Here is a 21,040-nt window from a genome sequence, read left to right as displayed (position 1 = left end):
TAAAAGTAATGGGCAAAACCAAGAGAATATGGCTTCTCGCTCTTACTGCAGTCGTCTCATTATCTATGGTGACCGCTTGCTCGGGGACCAATAATGCCAAGAAGAATACGGGAACAACGGAACCGACAAGCGCTGCAACTACAGAGGCCGAACCCAAGCAGGATAAAGTAACGTTCAAAATCTTCAACGGGGTGGCCGGCTCGAAGGATGGAAATACCAACGAAACGACCATCGGTAAGCTGCTGGAGGAACAGACCGGTGTGAATTTCAAGCTGGAGTTCGTAGTGGGGGATCTCAATACCAAGATTGGAACCATGATTGCTGCCAACGATTACCCGGATGTGCTGATCCCGGATGCCGCTATAGAGGAAGTACTGAATGCAGGCGCGTTTATCCCGCTTGATGAGCTGATTGAACAATATGGTCCGAATATTAAGCGTGTGTATGGCAAATCGCTGAATCAAATGCGGTCCAAGGACGGCAAAATCTATTTCCTGCCGATTGCCGCCCAGGTGAACGACTTTATTCCTGAACCGGAAGCGGGAGCGGGATTCTGGGTCCAGCGCCGTGTGCTGGAGGAAGCCGGTTATCCGAAGATCACAACGCTGGATCAATATATTGAGCTGATCAAAAATTACCGTGAAAAGCATAAGGATGAAAATCTGACAGGCCTGGTGTCCCTTACGCATGACTGGAGATTCTTCGCCACCTCCAACCCGCCGATGCACCTGATGGGCTATCCGAATGACGGGAACGTTACGGTGGATACAAGCACCTGGGAGGCCAAAACCTATGCTGGCTCAGAGGCCACCAAGAAATGGCTGAAGGTGCTGAATGATCTCAATGCGAACGGCTTGTTCGATAAGGCATCCTTTGTAGATAACTATGATCAATACATTGCGAAATTGACCTCCCACAAGGTGCTTGGCTTCTTCGATTACCGCTGGCAGGTGGACAATGCGCTGAATGTGCTGAAGGATGCGGCCAGAAAAGATCCTGAGCTGGACGGCTACAAGTACTTCCCGCTGCCGGTTACCTTCGAGGAGGGCACACCGGATGCTTACCTTGATCCTCCGGGCGGACTCGTAACCAACCGCGGAATCGGCATTACAGTCAGTGCCAAAGATCCGGTTAGAATCATCCAGTTCTTCGACAATATGCTGACCGAAGAGAATTAGACCCTCATGTCCTGGGGAATCAAGGGCGAGACGTATGAAGTGAATGAAGAAGGCCGCTACCACCGGACACAGGAGCAGATTGACAAGATTGACGAAGCCTTCAGAGAGAGCTTTGGCTTCAAATACTTCAGCTGGAACTGGCCGATGTATAATACGACCTCTACCCTGGCTAACGGAAATGCCAAGAATGTCGCCAGCCAGCCGGAAGTGTTCCAAATGACGCTGACGGACAAAGACAAAGCTATTCTGGACAAATACGGCGTTCAGACCTACAGCCAATTGTTCGCTGAACCGGTTCCCCGTCCTTACTTCCCGGCTTGGGGCTTCGCCAAGGAGCAGAATTCACCGGAACAGCTCTGGGAAGCGAGCAAGGATGAACTGACGAAGAAGTTCTTCCCTAAGCTGGTGCTAACTACTCCGGATAAATTCGAGACTGTCTGGGAGGACTATATGAAGGAATTCGGCAAGCTCGACACTGCCGGTTACGAGAAATGGACTACCGAACAAGTCAAAGCGAAGGTTGAACTGGCGAACGAGTAGTCAGGAAGACGGGGGAAGGCCAGACTGCATCAGCTAGGCTGGTCTTTCCGGTTGCTTGGACTGCACGATGTGCTGAAGGAGAGAATACGGATGGATAAAAATACGGTACCCGCCCTACCCCGGCTGGCGGCGAGCAAGGAGCCGGGCCGGATCAGGCTGTTTTGCAGAAAGCTGGGGCAGCAGCGGGCTTTGGCTGTGATGTCTGTCCCCTTTTTGATCTGGTTGATTATATTTAAATATTTGCCGTTATGGGGCTGGAGCATCGCCTTCCAGGATTATAAGCCAGCCAAGAAATTCATGGAGCAGACCTGGATCGGGCTGGAGCATTTCAAATTTCTGTTCGGGGATGACCGGTTTCTCCGGGTACTCCGCAATACGCTGGCGATGAGCTCGATCAATTTGTTTTTTGGCTTCGTTACCGCGATTACGCTTGCCTTGCTGCTGAATGAAATACGCAATATTGCCTTCAAACGTGTAGTGCAGACCGTCAGTTATCTGCCGCACTTTATCTCATGGGTCGTTGCCGCAAGCATTATTCAGACGACGTTGTCGCCGGATGGGACCATTAACCAGCTGCTGGTGGGTCTGGGCTTCATTGACCGCGGCAATGAGATTCTGTTCCTGGGTATCCCGGAATACTTCTGGACGATCTTCGGAGCCAGCTCCGTCTGGAAGGATATCGGCTGGAACACGATTGTCTACTTAGCCGCGATGACCACGATTGATCCCACACAGTATGAGGCTGCAGAGATCGACGGCGCGAACCGGTTCAAGAAAATGATCTACGTCACGCTTCCGGGCATCAAGTCCGTTGTGATTGTCCTGCTCATTATGAATATCGGCTATCTGCTGGAATCGGGATTTGAGCCGCAGTACCTGCTGGGCAACGGCATGAATGTGGACTATTCCGAGAACATTGATATATTCGTACTGAAATACGGAATCGCCCAGAGTAATTTCTCCCTGTCCATCGCAGCGGGAATGTTCAAGACCGTCGTCAGCTTCATCTTGTTGTTCCTGGCGAACAATGCCGCGAAGCGCATGGGCGAAGCGAGGCTGTATTAGAAAAGGAGGCGCAGGTATGGAAACCGTAGCTGCCAAACAAAAAAAACTAAACCGCAAACCCAAAATAAGCTCTTCCACCGGCGACCGCTTGTTTGTTATCTGCAATTACTGCTTCATGATCGTATTAATGATCGTTACACTTTATCCGTTTGTGAATGTCCTTGCCGTATCGCTTAACAACGCACAAGACTCCATAAAAGGCGGGATCTACCTGCTTCCGAGAGAGTGGACGCTGGCGAATTACAGTTATATTCTGAAAGAGGCCACGATCTTTCATGCGACCTTCATCTCGGTTCTGCGGACCGTTATTGGAACGGTTGTGACTGTCTTCTGCTCAGCCATGCTGGCCTACACGCTCAGCAGACAGGATTATGTGCTGCGCAAATTCATCACCGTTGCTTTTATCATGACGATGTACTTCAACGGCGGTCTGATTCCCAATTATTTGCTGATGCGGGATATGGGCCTGGTCGGCACCTTCTGGGTCTACATTCTCCCTGGGATGATCGGCGTGTTCAATCTGATTATCATCCGTTCCTTCATCGAGAATCTTCCCGAGAGTATCATCGAATCGGCCAGGATTGACGGTGCGGGGGATTACAGAACCTTCTTCAGCATCATCCTGCCGTTAACGGTACCCGTGCTTGCAACGGTGGCACTGTTCTCCGGAGTGTACCAGTGGAACTCGTGGTTCGATGTCTTCCTCTACAATTCGTCGGATGCCAGTCTCAGTACGCTGCAGTATGAGCTGCAAAAGATTCTGCAGAATTCGAATACTACCAACGGCACCTCCAGCATCGACGGTATGATTCAGGGCGCCACCGGAGGGCAGCATAATGCGGTAACGCCAATGTCTGTCCGTGCGACGATGACGATTGTGGCCTCAGTGCCGATCATCATGGTGTATCCTTTCCTGCAGAAATATTTTGTCAAAGGCATGATGGTTGGGGGAGTCAAAGGGTAACATTGCGGATAACTGTAGAGGAGGAGCGCTTGAGTTATGCTATCAAGCACTCCTTCTCTTTGTTGTTGACGTTAACACTAATGGGCTACTCCAGCCAAGCTGGTCAGAGGCAGGAGAAAACGCTATCACTCTACTAAAACCAACCCTATAAATGGTATAATAAAAGGGTTGGGTACTAACCTGTAAGCTTGGGTGAATACCCTTAATTTACTGATGACTTGCAGGGAAGAGGAGGATTTAAGCAATGGAATATCATGTTGCCATTCAAGGGAGCGATCAGGCGCCGGGTACGGCGGAACAACCTTTCCGCTCCATTTCCCGCGCTGCGGCGCTTGCGTTGCCGGGAGATATCATTACAGTACATGCGGGGATCTACAGGGAATGGGTCAGTCCCGCCAATGGAGGCACGGAGGACCAGCGGATTGTATATCAATCGGCAGGAGACGGGGAAGTGGTGATTACCGGTGCTGAGCCGGTAGCCGACTGGCAAGACGAAGGAGACGGTGTCTGGAGCACGATGGTACCGAATACCCTCTTTGCTGTCCGCAATCCTTATAAGGTTAAACTGTACGGAGACTGGCTGTTTGAAGGTGCATTCGAGCCGCATCTGGGAGAGGTATACCTTGACGGCAAATCCCTGTATGAATGTGATGGCGTGGAGAAGCTGCGTAATCCCGAGGTTTGGCCGCAGGCCAAATATGCGGAGGACTCTTTGCTGCAGTGGTATGCGGAAGCAGGCACTGCCTTCACCCAAATCTGGGCGAACTTCGGCGGCAGAGATCCCCGAAGCGGGAATGTGGAAATCAATGTCCGTCCCTATTGCTTCTGGCCTGAGAAGACCGGCCGCAGCTACATAACGGTCAGGGGATTTACACTCCGGCAGGCCTCTCCCCAGTGGGCTCCGCCTACGGCTTTGCAGGAAGGGCTTATAGGTCCCCATTGGAGCAAGGGCTGGATTATTGAGGATAACCATATCAGCGAATCCAAATGTACGGGGATTAGCCTTGGCAAAGAAATAACGACCGGACATAACGAATGGTCAAATGGCCGCAGCAAAGGCGGAACGCAACGCGAGCAGGAGGTTATTTTCCGCGCACTCCGTCAGGATTGGCATAAGGACAACATTGGAAGTCATATCGTCCGCAATAACTTGATTCATGATTGTGAACAGGCCGGAATTGTCGGCCATTTAGGTGGGGCCTTCAGTCAGATTCTTCATAACCGCATTTTCAATATTCATCATAAACGTATTTTCCACGGGGCAGAGGTGGGCGGAATCAAGCTCCATGCTTCACTGGATACCCAGATTTGCGGGAATGTCATTTACAGCTCCTACCGGGCGTTATGGCTGGATTGGCAGGCGCAGGGCACCCGCATCAGCCGGAATGTATTTTATGACAATCTGTCCGAGGATTTCTTCATGGAGGTCTGCCACGGCCCTTATATGGTGGATCACAACCTGTTCCTGTCGCCGATGAATTTCCGCAATATGGCCCAGGGTGGTGCATTCGTCCATAATCTGTTTGCCGGCAGGTTCGTGGTGCGCCCTGAGCTTACCCGCTATACGCCGTACCATATGCCTCACGAGACAGCAGTGGCCGGGTACAGCAATATTGTGGGCGGTGACGACAGGTATTACAACAATATCTTCCTGCGTGATGAGGATACCGGCAATGAGCATCTTCCGATGACGTTCTTCGAGCATCTCCCGCTTGCCCCAAGGGAGAGCCTTAACGATAACGGTGAACGGGTGATGGACGGTATCCCGGATAATTCCCGCTGTTATCTCCATCCTGTCGGGCTGGGCGGGTACAACGATTACCCGGGTTCCCTGGACAAGCAGTGGTGGGAATACACCAAGGAAGAGATTAAGGCGATGGTGGAGGCCGGGAAGCCGTTCCATCCCGAACAGATGCCCCTTCCAGTAGCGATCCAGGGCAATCTGTATTTGAAAGACGCGGTGCCGAGTACGCATGAGCCGAATGCTAAGGTCTATGCCGATAGGGGTCTTGAGATCGAGGTTGATCCGGTTTCGGGCAAGGTGCAGGTGCATATTGTGAACCCTGAGCTGCTGCGTGCAGCAGCGCCTACAGTAGTCACCACGAATCTGCTGGGCAGAAGCTATCACGCTGAGATGTATTATGAGGAACCGGATGGCTCCCCTTACCGTTTCGACCGTGACTTCTTCAATAAGCAGCGCCCGGACACCCGAGTGACTCCCGGACCGTTTGAATTATCAGATAATGGCCCAGTGAAAATTGTGCTGTAACACAGAGGAACAGGGGAAGGAATCCACACTTTGTTTATCGAATAAACTAAGTGTGGAATATACATACATTCAAAGAGAGGAATGAGGGGCATTGAACGGAAGTAATCCGAAGTATTTGACGCAAAAACCGGGGTATGATCAGGAGCAGGAAGGTATCGCGCGGGGAGAGATCCGTACGATAGAATACCCCTCTGCTACAGTAGGCAACACCCGGAAGGCCCGGGTATATACACCGCCCGGATATTCCAGCGCAGAGAAATACAGCGTCTTATATCTGCTGCATGGGATTGGCGGGGATGAGGACGAATGGTATACTCACGGCAAACCGCAGATCATTCTGGACAATCTGTATGCCGATCAGTTGCTGAAGCCCATGATCGTTGTGTTGCCGAACGGCCGCGCGATGCTGAATGACCGGCCGGAAGGCGATATTTTCGCTCCTGACAAGGTGAAGGCCTTTGAGACGTTTGAATCTGATTTGCTGAACGATCTCATCCCTTATATTGAAGCGAATTATTCCGTTCAGACGGACCGGATGCACCGTGCCCTGGCCGGGTTATCCATGGGCGGCGGGCAATCGCTCAACATGGGTCTGAATAACCCGGACCGGTTCGCCTGGATCGGGGCGTTCTCCCCGGCGCCCAACACGAAGGAGCCTGAACTGCTGGTACCGGGCCCGCAGCAGACGTCCGCAGCGCTTAGCCTGCTCTGGTTATCCTGCGGAGATCGGGACAGCCTCAAGTATGTCAGCGACCGGACACATGTCTATTTGGCGGAGCATAACGTACCACACATCTGGGTGGAGGAGCAGGGCGACCACGACTGGCCGGTCTGGAAGAACGGTCTGTATCAGTTCTCGCAGCTTATTTTCTAAGGGATTCGAGGGGCGTTCGGAATGGGCGCCTCTGATTCCGTTGGAGGTGCTATTGTAGCCGCGAAACGCCCTGCCAAACGTACACTGATTGTCCGTTGATCAAACGCTGACCGAGCATTGATCGAGTGCGGATTGGTACTGATCGGGCAATGGTCAGACACTGATCGGGCATTGATTAAGCACTGAGTACCTGCCGTTTGCCCATCATTCGTCCACCAATCACACACCAACGTTCGCCGATCGCCAACTAATCAGCCACTAATCATGTCGTCCACCGATTGCATAAGACTGCACTGCACGCGGCGTTGAGGTTGTTGTGAGGAAATAGTTGGATTGTATACACTTGCTGATGAACATACTTCCCTTGCTGCAACAGCAGTTGGATAAACAGCACTTAATTCATTGCAATCTCACCCTAAATGGAGAAAATAGCAAAATTAGATGCTATTTTTCCACTTATATGTCTGCAAACGCCGGAAGCTGGTAAATTAAGATACGTTTTTCCACTTGTTGGCCGACGAGGGGCTGGATTGGCCGGAGAATGGTAGGCAGGTTGGCCGACGAGGGGCTCAATTGGCCGGAACTGTGCAGCATTAGGCCGCAGAGGTTGGCTTAATATATACTTAAGCGCGAAAAAGGCAGCCCCAAGCCAGGGCTGCCTTTTTTTTCTGTGCATCCGGTCACTGCTTATTTATTCGCGATTGCATCGGCACGCATTTTAACGATTTTGTCTGCTCTTTCCTTATCTACGGCGAATACATCATCCCAGCCGAGACCGGTTACATCGCTCTTCAGTTTGGTCCAGAGCTGATCGAATTGAGCCTGATCCTTGGCAAAGATCATTTTCCAGGAAGTGTTCTTCACATAATCCGAAATCTGGCTGCGTTTATTCTTAACATCCGAAGAATCCGAGCCAAGACTTGTGTTGATATTAGGTACGATATCAATCATGTTGTTCTTCTGATAGTATTCGGTCGGAGTGGTCGCATCATAGGTTTTCTGCCAGTCTGTTGTCAGCGCTGTTTTGTTGGCTTCAATGGTGGAAGCCCAATAGGTGCTGTTGTAGAACTCCTTGGTTTCCGGATCGACTACGAAATCACTCATGATCATCGAGTTCACTTTGCTCTGGCCATCCTGATAACCGCCGCCGCCGTACTCATCAGGTACAGGGGTGTTTTCCTGGAATGCTGTTTGGCCTACTTCCGTCAGCTTGAATTTGCCTTCAGGTGTTTTTTCATAGTTGAAGCCTTCAAAGCCGTTGGTGTAGTAGCGCAAGCCTTCAGGGGAAGACATCCAGTCCATCAGTTCCATGATTCTTTCCGGTTCTTTCGCTTTGGAGCCGATGGCAAAGACTCTTCCGTTCCCGAAGTAAGCATCACTGTTCTGGATCAAGTGGCTGTCCGCAATTGGAACCGCTACGTTGCCGTCGCCCTGGTTGCCTCTTTCAATCGTGTTGTAGAAGCCTCTCTGCCAGGAATACCACAGCAGAAGAACCTGTTTGTTGGTCAGCTTCTCGGATACCTTGGTCCAGTCCTGGGAAGGGGAGTCCGGGTCGACAAGGCCCATTTTGTTAGCGTCATAATAGAACTGTAGAATCTTCTTGTACATGCTATTGTCGTCTACGATCGGAACGATATCACCTTTGGCATTCAGTTGAATGGTTGTAGTCCCGTTCGGCTGCTCATAGCCATACCAGTTGCTGAGCCAGCGGACATTCTCCATGCTTCCGCCGTCCCAGTCCTTCCACAGCGTGATCGGAACAATTGGCTTGCCGTCCGGAGTCTTCGGATATTTGGCCTGCATGTCCTTGAGGGCGGTCATCAGATCGTTCAGATTGTTCAGCTTTGGCGCGCCGATTCCCTTGTAATAGTCCCAAGGCAGTATCGGGCTGGAGTATGGCAGCTCCTCCGAGAAGGTGGTTGGTGAAGTATCGGCGGTGAAGGCCGGCAGGGCATAGATTTTACCGTCCGGATTCTGCTTCTCGAAGGCAACATTGAACGGCTTGAAGTGGTTGTCTACATATTTGGACAGATGCTCTGTATTCTTAATCAAGTCCGTAAGATCCATAATCATACCCGCCGGAATTAATTCCTCAAGCTGGCTGTTCTCAATAATGAGGAGGTCACCCAGATCTCCTGATGCAGATCTGGTCTTGTACAGCTGATCGCCGGCTACCTGCGGAGCCAGAATGTTCAGTGTGATATTGAACTTGTCTTTGAGCAGCTTGCCGTACCACCCGGTCTGCTCGCCCTGATAGTTAGCCGCATTGTTAAATACCGTAATGGTCAAAGGTTTGCTGTGATCAATGCCGCCAGTGCCCGGATCGGATGACTCAGTAGGTGTTCCGGGTTCGGCCGTCCCCGCTGCAGTGCCACCATTGTTGGAATTCCCGCTGCAGCCGCTTAGTGCCGTTGTTACCAGCAGTATGGTCGTCCCTAGTAACAGCGCGGACTTTCTTCCCAGCTTAATATGTGTTCTCATGTGTAGCCCCCCGAATGTTTAATGTATCATAAATGGCGCAGGCGCATTAGCCTTTGACAGCACCAATTATAATTCCTTTAACGAAAAATCTCTGGAAGATCGGATATACCAGCAGAATAGGTGCGACAACGATAATGGTTACCGTCATGCGGATGGAGGTAGAGGTCTGCTTGGTAGCCAGAGTGGCCATTGCCGTTGATCCGGCGTTCTGCAGATTAACCATGGTGGACAAGGAACTTGCCTGGTTGATGTAGTTGTACAGAATGAACTGCAGGCTGTACAATTTGCTGTCCGTCACCAGCAGCAGCGTATCCTGGAAGGAGTTCCATTGATTGACCGCCGAGAAGATGGCAACGGTTGCAAGGATAGGCTTGCTGATCGGCAGAATGATTTTGTAGAAAATCGTGAAGATCCCGGCACCGTCAATACTGGCCGCCTGCTGCAGCTCCTTCGGCGTAGCTTCCACGAAGGTTTTGACTAGGATGATGAAGAACGGGGCTACCACGGACGGAAGAATATACGCCAGGAAATTGTCGGTAAGATGCAGGGTTCTCATGGTCAGATACCACGGGATGATCCCGGCATTGAAGAACATCGTGATGATGGTGAAGCGGTACCAGAATTTCTTGCCCCACATATCCTCCTGCGCAAACATGAATCCCAGGAAGGCAGAAGCACCTACAGTGAGAAGGGTGCCTATTACCGTTCTGCCCAGCGAAATGACAAAGGCATTCCCAAGGCCCGGTATTTTGAATACATCTACATAGTTCTGGAAATGAATCCCCTTAGGCCAGAAGATAATCTCACCCCTGGCACTGAGATCGTTCGCGCTGATGGTATTGATAATGATCGAATAGAACGGATAGACACAAATGAAGGCGAAGAGGGAGAACAGGATATAGACGATTGTTGAAATAATTTTGTCGGTGGCGCTGACCTGCATTTTGATCGTTTTTTTGGAAATGTTTATATCCCGGCTAATTGGCGTAAGTCCAGTCTGGTTGTCACTCATACGATGCCCTCTCCTCTCAATAATTTGGACAGTCCGTTTACCGAAAAGAGAAGCACAACGCTGATCAGGCTCTTCAGCATACTGATGGCAACGGAGACGGAATAACTGCCGCCGCCCATGGCGAGGTTATACACATATAAATCGAGAACCTGCATAGTGTCCTTGTTAAACGCATTCTGGAAGACAAAATATTGCTCCAGTCCATTGTTCAGGAAGCTTGCAATCTGGAGCATCAGCAAAACAAAATAAGTCGGCATCATGCTTGGCAATACGACATGCCGGATCACCTGCATCCGGGTTGCACCGTCCACATAAGCTGCTTCATACAGCGACTCGTCAATGCCCATGATGGCGGCGATATACAGGATAGCTGACCAGCCGAGTGTCTTCCAGGTAGCCCAGAACCACATGGTAAGCCAGACATGATCCGAGCTCTGAAGGAAAAGAACCGGAGAATCGGACAGTCCCGTCATGTGGAGGAAGCCGTTGACCATACCTTCGCTGGAGAACATGGAGAAGGCCAGGGAGTAGACAAGGACCCAGCTGATAAAGTTAGGCAGTGTGGTTACGGTCTGAATGAATTTACGGAACCGGACAGCCTTGATCTCTGTCAGGAAGATGGCGAAGATCATAGGGAGCCAGGAGAAGAGAATGCCCAGTCCGCTGATGCCGAAGGTGTTCTTGATGACCTGAAGCAACTGATCAATCTTGACCTGATTCTCGACCAGGGAGTGAAACCATTTGAAGCCGACAAACGGTGATTGGGACAACGGAATGGGCGGGGTATAGTCAAAGAAGGCATATACCCATCCGTAGAGCGGATAGTATGCAAAGACAGCAAGTAAAACCATAAAGGGCGAAATGTAAAGAAATTTCCGGAAAGAATTGCTTCTTATGCTCTGGCTGCGCATCGTTTCACTCCTCATCATATTCTCTTTGTATATTGCTTCATTAAAAGCCTTCACCAGGGCTGCTATCCCTTATATATAATCCAGTATGTCATCCCCCTTCTTACAAAAAACGAAGTTCAACCTGCGCGGTGGGTTTGCGGAACGCTATTTCCCCTAACCTCTCTTTATTGATAGCGCTTACATATCTATGGAATTATAATAAATTATCGTTTGCCTTCAAACAATGACAGATCCTCACCAGTTATTGATCTATTGTTAGGTGAAATTACGAATGAATAACATTTATATTACTAATTTACAATAAAATATATTATTTTCAAATTATTAGTTTGAGGCTAAACGCCTGCATTGTCCGGTTAAAGGTGAGCCGGCTCATGCTGTGATGAAGCATTGCTTACGGTATTCGTTGGCACTTGCTCCGGTGTATTCTCTGAATTTTTTGTAGAACCAGTCGATTTCCGTATATCCTACAGCATCTGCAATCTCATAGATCTTCATATCAGTCGTTTCCAGAAGCAGCTTCGCCTTCTCCATCCGCTGCCGCAGCAGATATTCGTTGAAGGAGATATTCTCCTGCTGTTTGAATTTCTGTCCGAGATACGCGCAATTGAAGTTCAGGGAATCGGAGATCCGCTTGAGTGTAATATTATGATGGAGCTGCTCATCCACGTACTGCTTGATCGTACTGACGATCGGACAGGAGGGTGCCGGCTCTTGAACACTGGCCTTCTGATCATCCTGTGCCATCGCAGCAGGTCTGTCCTCAGAGGCAAAGCCCCGTCTAACCGCCTCCAGACTTCTGCCCAGCTCCGACGGATCAACCGGGTCCGTCAAGTAATCGCTTACATTATAGAGCAGCGCTTGACGCGCCAATTCGAAATCCCCGCTGCCCCCCAGAAGGATAATCGGAACGGAGCTCCCCCGTCTAATCTGCTCACAGAGTCTCATGCCCGGCGTGTGGACGCCCCGGATATTCAGAAGAACCAGTGAAATCCCCTCACTATGGATCAGCCGGAGAATATCGGAAGAATAATCAGCATGTGCATGTAAGATGAAATTATTAAGCCTGCTCCCTGCCATATAAGAAGCGATCTCCCGCACATGACGGTTCCGCTCGACACACAAGATTCTGTACAACATGAAGACCCCGCTTTCTTAAGAGAAGTTAAGGCTGCCTCCATTCATTATGTGCAACAGAGCGAAGGGCTACAATGTGCAATTCTTGCACCAGGCTCCATTTGTTTACTTGATCGGAACTGCGTTGCCCGGTGTGTAAGGGCTTGTCGGCCGGACCTATAATTTGACAGGTGAACACCTGAAGTTAGACAGGTTGTTGCCTGAAAATGTAAGCGCTAAACTTTCGAGGTAAGTCATTCATATTTGGGGGGGCACATAATGCGGACTAAAAAGGTAATGTCAGTACTCATTAGTATGTTGTTAGTGGCTGCAACGACGGCATGCGGCGGAGGATCAGGGAACGGCGGGAATGCCGGGGGAGGGGCGTCAGCGAAGCCGGCTGCTTCGGCGAATACGCCGGCGGCAGAGGCAACACCTGAAGCTTCAGCAACCGCAGAGCCAACCACCGCCACACCGGAAATGGATTTCGATATGGGCGGCAGAACGATCAAGATTGTCTCCTGGTGGGATATGACGATCCCTGAGGACAACCCGGACAATATCCAGCGCTCGAAGAATCTGAAGGAACTCCAGAAGAAGCATAATTTCAAGGTTGAATATGTGGCGCTGGACTTCGGCGAATACCAGAAGAAGGTTGTAGCTTCACTGGTGGCCGGTGAACCGCTTGGAGATATTGTCCGAATGGGCAAGGCCTATATGATTCCGGCGCTGACCAAGCAGGATCTGTTCTGGCCGGTTGATGATTATACGAAGAATGAGAATGCCTTCAACCAGCAAATGACGACGGATTTCTCACAATACAACGGCAAGGGCTATGGATTCTCAGAGAATGCGGGCAATCTGATCAGCGGTGTATTCTATAACCGGACCTTGATGAAGAAGCTAGGCATGAAGCCGCTTCAGGAATATGTTAACGAGGATAACTGGAACTGGGATACCTTCACCCAGGTAGCCAAAGAGGCCAATAAAGATACGGATAACAACGGTAAACTTGATGTCTGGGGACTGGCTTCAGGCGGGTTCCTGGAAATGGCCCTGGCCTCCAACGAGACTGATCTGACGATAGACGACAAGCAGAATCTCGATGATCCCAAGGCGCTGGAGGTCTTCAAGTTCATCTCGAAGCTGGGTGCCGAGAAGGTAGCCAGACCGACAGAAGGCGGCGACTGGCAGGAACCGGCGCAGTTCTTCCGCCAGGGGAACACGCTGATGTATGCGGGGGCGGATTATGAGGCGAATGGCTTCAAGACGGATATGAAGGATTATGATATCGGGTTCGTTCCTTTTCCCAAAGGCCCGAATGCGACCGAATATCACAGCGTAGAGTCCAATGTCCAGTTCCTGACGATCCCGAAGAAGGTCGAGAATCCGGAATGGCTGCTGTATATCTGGGAGAAGATCAACGACATCGAGTCGATCTACGATTATCCTAAGCAGGCATCCCTGGAGAGTACGTATGACAACGAAGATGATATCAATAATGCCAAGCTGGTAGAGGGCGGGATGCTGTTAACGAACCATAATACATTCTCGACCATGCCGTACTATGAGTTGCTTGACGAACTGAAGAAGGGAACTTCAGCCTCCACGGTCATCCAGAAGTACAAGGCTAAGGTCCAGGCTTCTGTGGACGCCGTATACAAAAAATAACCGGATACCCGGATGGAACAACAGTCCCCGGCGGACTGTTGTTCCCATTTTCGCTGACATTAGACTTATGATCCAGCGCTTAAGGGGAGGAGAACGTTGAATATTCGAAATAGAAGCACAGCGATAATATTGGTTGTTGTCCTGCTGGCCGGGACGATCTGGATATTGAATTCCTCGGGGCAGCCTGTTCATTCCGATTCTCCGGCGGCGGGCAAGTTCACTGCCGTCCTGCAGGAAGCGGAGGAAGGCAGCTATGAAGCTTATCTGAAGCAATACGGGAACGCTGCACGGCCAGAGCGGGAGCTTCGGATTGAGGGGGAGGACTATTCCCGCAATCAGGGTGACCTCTTTGAAGTCAAAGCGCAATACGAGGGGCTTGACGGCACGGCGGTCATTACCCCGGAAGAGGGAACGATCTCCTGGGAGGTGCCGGTTCCGGAAGCCGGACTGTACAACATCCGGGTTCATTATTACCCGGTGGAAGGCAAAAGCTCCTCCATTGAGCGTTCCTTCACCATTAATCAGCAGATCCCGTTCAAGGGTGCGGATACATTATTGTTCGACCGGGTCTGGGGGAACCGTGAGGAGGTCATCAAGCAGGACGACCGCGGGAACGATCTCCGCCCCAGACAGGTGGAGCAGCCGGTGTGGCAGTCCACGGTGATTGCCGACAGTGAGGGCTTCTATGAGGAGCCGTATTCCTTCTACCTGGAGCAGGGGAATCAGACCTTGTCGCTGAGCGCACTCCGTGAGCCGATGGCTATAGATTACATTGAGCTGTTCCAGGACCGGGAAGTGAGATCTTATGCGGAGGCCAAACAGGAGTATGAGGCTCAGAGCCTGAAGCTGGTAACAGAGCCTGATATTGAGGTTCAGGCCGAAGCGGCGTCCGCCAAATCCTCGCCTACTTTATACCCGCTATCTGACCGCTCCAGTCCGGCGGTTGTTCCTTATGATGTCTCCAATTTAAGGATCAATACGATCGGAGGGGTGAACTGGAAGCTGCCGGGGCAATGGATTGAGTGGCAGATTGACGTTCCCGAAGACGGGCTGTACCGGATAGCACTCAAGGAGAAGCAGAATCAGCTACGGGGCGTCTATGCCAACCGCAGCTTGACGATTGACGGTGAATACCCGTTCACAGAGATGAAGCAAATCCGGTTCAATTACAGTCCCGGCTGGCAGATGAACGTACTGGGCGGGGAGGAGCCTTACCTGTTCCATCTTACCCAAGGGACACACCGGCTAAGGCTGACTGTAACGCTGGGCGATATCGCGCCTCTGGTCCGTACCATTCAGTCCAGCGTCCTGACCTTGAATGAAATGTACCGTAATGTTCTGGCGATTACCTCCAATAATCCGGACAAATTCCGCGATTATCAGCTGGAGAAGCGGATACCGAATATGACCAAGGTATTCAAGGAGCAGGCAGAGATCATCCGCAGTGTCGGTGAATATTTGGAGCAGGCGACCGGAGAGCGCAGCGACAAAGTATCGGTCCTGTACTCGATGGTAACCCAGCTGGAGGATATGGCAGAGCATCCGGATACGGTAGCCAAACGGCTGGTCTCCTTCAAAACTAATGTCGGCGGACTGGGCACCTGGATACTTAGCGTACGGGAGCAGCCGCTGACGCTGGATTCCCTGGTGATCTCGGCACCCGGCAAGCCGTTGCCCCGTGCGCAGGCTACCTTCTTCCAGAAGCTGAAGCATGAGCTGAGAGCGTATGGCGCGTCGTATACCGCTGATTATGACAGCATTGGTAATGTGGCGAAGAACCAGAAGTCGATCACGGTCTGGATTTCGACCGGCCGGGATCAGGCTCAGGTAATGAAGAGCATGATTGACGATACGTTCACCCCGGATACGGGCATCTCCGTTGCGCTGAGACTGGTGCCACCGAACATTCTGCTGCCCGCCACCCTGGCCGGGGAAGGGCCGGATGTAGCCATGCAGATTGGAGAGGACCTTCCGGTTAACTATGCCATGCGTAAGGCATCTGCGGATTTATCCCGCTTCGCGGACTTCGAGGAGGTGGCCTCCCGGTTCCGGGACAGCGCCCTCACGCCTTACCAGTATAACGGAAGCGTCTACGGGCTTCCCGAGCAGCAGATCTTCCCGATGCTGTTCTACCGGAAGGATATTCTGAAGGAGCTTGGCCTGGAGCCGCCAACCACCTGGGAGGAGGTCTACAACGTAGTTTCTGTGCTGCAGCGGCATAACCTGGAGTTCTATCTGCCGCTGGAGGATACGCTGAACAATGCTACACTGGTGCCGAATGCGGCCTTCACCATGCTGCTCTATCAGAACGGGGGTCAATTGTATACGGACGACCAGAAGCGAAGCGCATTGAACTCGGAGACCTCCATGAGTGAATTCAACACATGGACCCAGTTCTATACCAATTACAAGTTCCCGGTGAAGGTGGACTTTCCGAACCGCTTCCGTACCGGGGAGATCCCGATCGGGATTGCCGATTATACCATCTACAACAGCCTGACCGTGATGGCACCGGAGATCCGTAACCTGTGGGAATTCGCGGTGGTGCCAGGAACGAAGCAGGCGGACGGTACGGTGGATCATAGCGTAGCCAGTCATACGACCGGCGTAATGCTTCTGGAGAATGCCAAGGATAAGGATTCGTCCTGGGAATTCATGAAGTGGTGGACGGGTAAGGACACCCAGGTCCAGTACGGCCGGGAAATGGAAGGGCTGATGGGGGCGGCGGCACGTTATCCGACCGCCAATATCGAGGCGCTGGAGGAATTGCCGTGGCCGGTGAAGGATTATACCCAGCTGGAGAACCAGTGGCAATGGGTGAAGGGCAATCCGCAGGTTCCGGGCGGATACTTCACAGGCAGACATCTGGACAATGCGTTCCGCAAGGTGGTTAACGGGAACGTGAATCCGCGCGAAGCGCTGTCGGATTATCTGATCTATATTAACGATGAAATTCAGATCAAACGGAAGGAATTCAAACTTCCGTATTAGTTTGGAGGCTGTGAGCCGATGGTACAAATACACAATACCGCTGAACCAGCCTTACATGGGCTGGCCGGCGGTCCCGTCAAGGTGTCCCGCCGGGCGCAATTATGGAAAGATATCAAGAAGAGCAAGCATTATTATTTCATGATGAGTCCCTATATGATTATCTTCTTCCTATTCACAGTGATCCCGGTGGTCGTCTCCTTCGGGCTAAGCTTCTTCTACTTCAATATGCTGGAGACGCCGCGGTTCGTCGGGTGGGAGAACTATTCAAGGCTGCTTTTGGGCGACGATGTATTCATGATTGCGCTGAAGAATACCTTCCTGTTCGCAGTCATCACGGGTCCGTTAAGCTATATCGCCTGCTTCCTGTTCGCTTGGCTGATCAATGAACTGTCGCCCTTCGTCAGGGCTCTGATGACGCTGGTATTCTATGCGCCATCCATCTCGGGCAATGTGTTCTTTATCTGGCTGATTGTCTTCTCTGGGGACAGCTACGGGTATCTCAACGGCTTCCTGATGAAGATCGGGGTGCTGCTGGAGCCGATCCAATGGCTGCAGAATGAGAAGTATATCCTCGCCATTGTCATTATCGTTCAGCTCTGGCTAAGTCTGGGCACCAGCTTTCTGGCATTCATCGCCGGTCTGCAGACCGTAGACCAAACGCTGTTCGAGGCGGGGGCCATGGACGGGATCAGGAACCGCTGGCAGGAGCTGTGGTTCATCACGCTGCCGTCCATGCGGCCGCAGCTAATGTTCGGTGCAGTTATGCAGATCACCGCCTCCTTCGCGGTGGCCGAGGTCTCCATCGCGCTTGCGGGGTTCCCAAGCGTCAACTATGCGGGGCATACGGTGGTAACCCATCTGATGGATTACGGGACGCTCCGCTTTGAGATGGGCTATGCTTCTGCCATTGCTACCATTCTCTTCGGTATTATGATCGGTACCAATATGATGACCCAGAAACTGCTCAGAAAGGTGGGTGAATGACCCTGTATTCGAGAGTTATAGGGGCGTTTCGCCCTCAAAAAAGACTGAACCGGTCCTTTACTGTCAGCTTGATGCTGTTCGGCCTGCTGCTCGCCTTCGGCTCGTTCATGGTTCTCCCGCTGATCTATACCGTGAACAATGCCTTCAAGCCGCTGGATGAACTATTTATCTTCCCGCCGAGATTTCTTGTGCGGAACCCGACGCTGGAGAACTTCACCGATCTGGTGGTGATCATGGGGAATTCCTGGGTACCGTTCACCAGATATGTAGCGAATACCCTGCTGATTACACTGGTAGGAACCGCAGGCCATATCCTGCTCGCTTCGGCTGCGGCCTATCCTTTGGCCAAATTCAGGTTCCCCGGCTCCAATATGCTGTTCAGGATTGTGGTGCTGTCCCTGATGTTCTCGCCTCATGTGACGGCAATTCCCAATTACCTGGTCATGTCACAGCTCGGGTGGATTAATACACAGGCGGCGATTATCGTTCCTTCACTGGCCTTCTCGCTGGGGTTGTTCCTGATGAAGCAGTTCATGGAGCAGATCCCGGATGCGCTGATCGAAGCGGCCAAAATTGATGGTGCGAATGAATACCGCGTGTTCTGGCAGATCGTGATGCCCAATGTGAAGCCGGCCTGGCTGACGCTGATGATCCTGCAATTTCCAGCCCTGTGGGGCACGGATGGAGGCAGCTTCATCTACAGCGAGAACCTTAAAACGCTTCACTATGCGCTCAGCCAGGTTATCCAGGGCGGGATTGCACGTGCCGGAGTAGGGGCTGCGGTGGCCTTGCTGCTGATGACCGTGCCGATCCTGTTGTTCATTATTTCACAGAGCAGTGTCATTCAGACGATGGCCACATCCGGTATGAAAGAGTAGAGAGGAGGAACGGTGACGATGGTCGCAAGGATAAAGAAACTGAGAACCGGCCTGCTGGCCTTGTGCTGCCTGGTCTGCCTGGGACTTCGCGGAGAGCTTGCCTCGGCGGAGAGCGCAGCCCCTTCCTACAATTATTCATACTGGGGGTATAGTGTGGCGGCTCCGTCCGCTTATCAGGCAAGCACGTTGATCACGGGTGCAGGCTCCGGTGCTGGCGAGTTCAAGAATCCGCAGGATATTCAGGTAACGGCCGACAAGCAGATCTATGTGCTGGACAGCGGCAATAACCGGTTTGTGATTCTGGATCAGGACTACAAATCCATAAAGACAGTAGACGCGTTCCAGTTCAAAGGGAAGGCGGAGAAGTTCAATAATCCGCAGGGGATTTATGTGACGCAGCAGAAGGAGGTCTATGTTGCGGATACCGGCAATAAGCGGATTGTTCATTTCGATAGCGGCTTAAGGGCGATCGGTATCATGGAATCGCCGAAGTCCGAATTGCTGCCGGCAAGCTTCGAATTTCAGCCTGTCCGTGTAGCTGTAGACAAAGCGGACCGGATCTATGTGATGTCTGCCGGTGTATTCGACGGCTTCATGGAATTCGGCGCAGACGGAGCCTTCAAGTCCTTCACCGGTGCGAACCGGGTACGTGTCGATGCTGTGGATTACTTCTGGAAATCCATATCGACCAAGGCGCAGCGTGAGCAGATGGTGATGTATACGCCAACCGAATTCACCAATCTGGATATCAATGATGAAGGCTTCCTCTACGCTACCAACGGGGATGAGTTCGGCGACCCGATCAAGAAGCTGAACGCGCAGGGGGCCGATATTCTGCGCAGAGAGGGCTATTACAAGCCGAGTGGCGATCTGCTCTACTCCACGCGCTCGGGTGGCGCTCCGCGCCTCGTGGATATTGATGTCAGCGACAGTGAGATCTATTCCGTTCTGGATGCCAGCCGGGGCCGGGTGTTCACCTACAACGGGGACGGATATCTGATGTACATTATCGGCGGAATCGGGAACCGTCTGGGCGAATTCAACTCCCCGGTGGCCATTGAGCACAGCGGTGACGATATCCTTGTACTGGATCAGGCGCTGGGGGAGATTACGGTATTTCAGACCACAGAGTACGGAAGAATGCTGAACAGCGCAGTCAGAAGTTACTACAGCGGTGATGAAGAGATGGCCTATCAGCAGTTCAGCGAGGTTGTGAATCTGAATGCGAATATGGAATATGCTTATGCGGGCATAGGTAAGGCTTATCTGCGCAAAGGCGAGTACAAGGAGGCGACGGAGTATTTCAAGCGCAGCATGGACCGTCCCAACTATTCGAAAGCGTTCCTGCTCTACCGCAAGGAAGTGCTCCGCGGACAATTCTCCACGATCATGACCTTTCTGATCATGCTGGCATCCCTATGGCTGGGCGTGAGAGTGTACCGGAAAATGAAGGCCAGAAAGAAGGTTGAGCTACATTGAACAGAGAAGCGCTGCAACATCCGCTGTACGTTATCGTTCATCCGTTCAACGGATACTGGGATCTCAAATATGAACGCAGTCAAAAAACGAGCCTGATGTTGTCCTTCGGCATTCTGTTTATGCTGATCCTAACCAATGTGCTGGGCAGTCAATATAGCGGATTTCTGGTGAATCATAGTGATCCTAAGTATCTGAACAGTCTGATGGAAGCAGTCTATGTCCTGGTTCCTGTCCTCTTCTGGTGTGTGGCGAACTGGTCGCTGACCACGCTGATGGACGGGGAAGGGAAGTTCGTGGAGATTTTTATTACCACCTGCTTCTCCCTGCTGCCGATTGTGCTGATTAACTTCCCGTGGATCTGGATCAGTAATTTTATCTCGGTGCAGGAAAGCTCCTTTTATTATTTTTTCAAAAACTTTGCCGTCATCTGGTCGGGCCTGCTGTTGTTCGTGGGCATTATGACCGTGCACCAGTTCTCCCCGTCCAAAACGGTCGGGACGATTCTGCTCACGGTGCTTGCCATGGCGTTCATGGCATTCCTGACCCTGCTGTTCTTCAGTCTGGTTCAGCAGATGATTGTGTTTATCTCAACCATATACCAAGAGATTGTCTTGAGAGGATAGGAGG

Annotated in this window: 14 protein-coding genes and 1 pseudogene; 11 read left to right on the top strand and 4 right to left on the bottom strand. The window is 51.6% G+C overall.

Annotation, left to right across the window (positions count from 1 at the left end):
- Positions 1-8: 8 nt before the first annotated feature.
- The 5 genes and pseudogenes from MKX70_RS26705 (at position 9) to MKX70_RS26680 (ending at position 6,890) form a co-directional block, all read left to right on the top strand.
- Positions 9-1,718: pseudogene (locus MKX70_RS26705) on the top strand (ABC transporter substrate-binding protein).
- A 90-nt stretch (positions 1,719-1,808) separates the two neighbouring features.
- A complete protein-coding gene (locus MKX70_RS26695; protein ID WP_042235199.1) occupies positions 1,809-2,783 on the top strand; it encodes an ABC transporter permease in 975 nt (324 codons plus the stop codon).
- 16 nt (positions 2,784-2,799) lie between these two features.
- Positions 2,800-3,747 (top strand): carbohydrate ABC transporter permease, encoded by a 948-nt coding sequence (locus MKX70_RS26690; protein ID WP_340841206.1) that lies wholly within the window; start codon positions 2,800-2,802, stop codon positions 3,745-3,747.
- 244 nt (positions 3,748-3,991) lie between these two features.
- Positions 3,992-6,016: a right-handed parallel beta-helix repeat-containing protein gene (locus MKX70_RS26685; RefSeq protein ID WP_340841205.1), complete on the top strand. Its 2,025-nt coding sequence runs from the start codon at positions 3,992-3,994 to the stop codon at positions 6,014-6,016.
- A 91-nt stretch (positions 6,017-6,107) separates the two neighbouring features.
- Positions 6,108-6,890: an alpha/beta hydrolase gene (locus MKX70_RS26680; RefSeq protein ID WP_042235204.1), complete on the top strand. Its 783-nt coding sequence runs from the start codon at positions 6,108-6,110 to the stop codon at positions 6,888-6,890.
- 687 nt (positions 6,891-7,577) lie between these two features.
- Here the strand turns inward: MKX70_RS26680 and MKX70_RS26675 are convergent.
- The 4 genes from MKX70_RS26675 to MKX70_RS26660 form a co-directional block, all read right to left on the bottom strand.
- Positions 7,578-9,371 (bottom strand): hypothetical protein, encoded by a 1,794-nt coding sequence (locus MKX70_RS26675; protein ID WP_340788018.1) that lies wholly within the window; start codon positions 9,369-9,371, stop codon positions 7,578-7,580.
- A 46-nt stretch (positions 9,372-9,417) separates the two neighbouring features.
- On the bottom strand, positions 9,418-10,383 hold the full coding sequence (locus MKX70_RS26670; RefSeq protein ID WP_197073078.1) for a carbohydrate ABC transporter permease: 966 nt from the start codon (positions 10,381-10,383) through the stop codon (positions 9,418-9,420).
- On the bottom strand, positions 10,380-11,294 hold the full coding sequence (locus MKX70_RS26665) for an ABC transporter permease subunit (RefSeq protein WP_340841204.1): 915 nt from the start codon (positions 11,292-11,294) through the stop codon (positions 10,380-10,382). The genes MKX70_RS26670 and MKX70_RS26665 overlap by 4 nt, the downstream gene beginning before the upstream one ends.
- A 372-nt stretch (positions 11,295-11,666) precedes the next feature.
- The gene (locus MKX70_RS26660; protein WP_340841203.1) at positions 11,667-12,434 is read right to left on the bottom strand and encodes a helix-turn-helix transcriptional regulator; all 768 of its coding nucleotides are present in this window, start codon (positions 12,432-12,434) and stop codon (positions 11,667-11,669) included.
- Positions 12,435-12,689: 255 nt separating this feature from the next.
- Here MKX70_RS26660 and MKX70_RS26655 point away from each other — a divergent pair, with 255 nt between their 5' ends.
- The 6 genes from MKX70_RS26655 to MKX70_RS26630 all read left to right on the top strand — a co-directional run bounded on the left by MKX70_RS26655 (position 12,690) and on the right by MKX70_RS26630 (position 21,036).
- A complete protein-coding gene (locus tag MKX70_RS26655; protein ID WP_340841201.1) occupies positions 12,690-14,081 on the top strand; it encodes an ABC transporter substrate-binding protein in 1,392 nt (463 codons plus the stop codon).
- Positions 14,082-14,177: 96 nt separating this feature from the next.
- Positions 14,178-17,072, top strand: coding sequence for an extracellular solute-binding protein (locus MKX70_RS26650; RefSeq protein ID WP_340841200.1), 2,895 nt, complete (start codon positions 14,178-14,180; stop codon positions 17,070-17,072).
- A gap of 18 nt (positions 17,073-17,090) precedes the next feature.
- Positions 17,091-18,056, top strand: a complete 966-nt coding sequence (locus tag MKX70_RS26645) for a carbohydrate ABC transporter permease (RefSeq protein WP_340788000.1) — start codon at positions 17,091-17,093, stop codon at positions 18,054-18,056.
- Entirely contained in the window at positions 18,053-18,934 is an 882-nt protein-coding gene (locus tag MKX70_RS26640) for a carbohydrate ABC transporter permease (RefSeq protein WP_340787997.1), read from the top strand. The genes MKX70_RS26645 and MKX70_RS26640 overlap by 4 nt, the downstream gene beginning before the upstream one ends.
- An 18-nt stretch (positions 18,935-18,952) precedes the next feature.
- Positions 18,953-20,413, top strand: coding sequence for a hypothetical protein (locus MKX70_RS26635; protein ID WP_042235214.1), 1,461 nt, complete (start codon positions 18,953-18,955; stop codon positions 20,411-20,413).
- On the top strand, positions 20,410-21,036 hold the full coding sequence (locus tag MKX70_RS26630) for a YIP1 family protein (RefSeq protein WP_042235216.1): 627 nt from the start codon (positions 20,410-20,412) through the stop codon (positions 21,034-21,036). The genes MKX70_RS26635 and MKX70_RS26630 overlap by 4 nt, the downstream gene beginning before the upstream one ends.
- Positions 21,037-21,040: the final 4 nt, after the last annotated feature.

Source organism: Paenibacillus sp. FSL R7-0312, assembly GCF_038004445.1.
GTDB lineage: Bacteria > Bacillota > Bacilli > Paenibacillales > Paenibacillaceae > Paenibacillus_AQ.
Note: the sequence above shows the minus strand (reverse complement) of the source record. Positions and strands in the feature narration are given on the sequence as shown.

Bases quoted from the DNA above. Each gene is read 5' to 3' on its own strand.
- MKX70_RS26640 (WP_340787997.1), top strand. From the start codon at position 18,053: ATGACCCTGTATTCGAGAGTTATAGGGGCGTTTCGCCCTCAAAAAAGA.
- MKX70_RS26655 (WP_340841201.1), top strand. From the start codon at position 12,690: ATGCGGACTAAAAAGGTAATGTCAGTACTCATTAGTATGTTGTTAGTG.
- MKX70_RS26645 (WP_340788000.1), top strand. From the start codon at position 17,091: ATGGTACAAATACACAATACCGCTGAACCAGCCTTACATGGGCTGGCC.
- MKX70_RS26695 (WP_042235199.1), top strand. From the start codon at position 1,809: ATGGATAAAAATACGGTACCCGCCCTACCCCGGCTGGCGGCGAGCAAG.
- MKX70_RS26660 (WP_340841203.1), bottom strand. From the start codon at position 12,434: ATGTTGTACAGAATCTTGTGTGTCGAGCGGAACCGTCATGTGCGGGAG.
- MKX70_RS26665 (WP_340841204.1), bottom strand. From the start codon at position 11,294: ATGCGCAGCCAGAGCATAAGAAGCAATTCTTTCCGGAAATTTCTTTAC.
- MKX70_RS26635 (WP_042235214.1), top strand. From the start codon at position 18,953: ATGGTCGCAAGGATAAAGAAACTGAGAACCGGCCTGCTGGCCTTGTGC.
- MKX70_RS26685 (WP_340841205.1), top strand. From the start codon at position 3,992: ATGGAATATCATGTTGCCATTCAAGGGAGCGATCAGGCGCCGGGTACG.
- MKX70_RS26690 (WP_340841206.1), top strand. From the start codon at position 2,800: ATGGAAACCGTAGCTGCCAAACAAAAAAAACTAAACCGCAAACCCAAA.
- MKX70_RS26670 (WP_197073078.1), bottom strand. From the start codon at position 10,383: ATGAGTGACAACCAGACTGGACTTACGCCAATTAGCCGGGATATAAAC.
- MKX70_RS26675 (WP_340788018.1), bottom strand. From the start codon at position 9,371: ATGAGAACACATATTAAGCTGGGAAGAAAGTCCGCGCTGTTACTAGGG.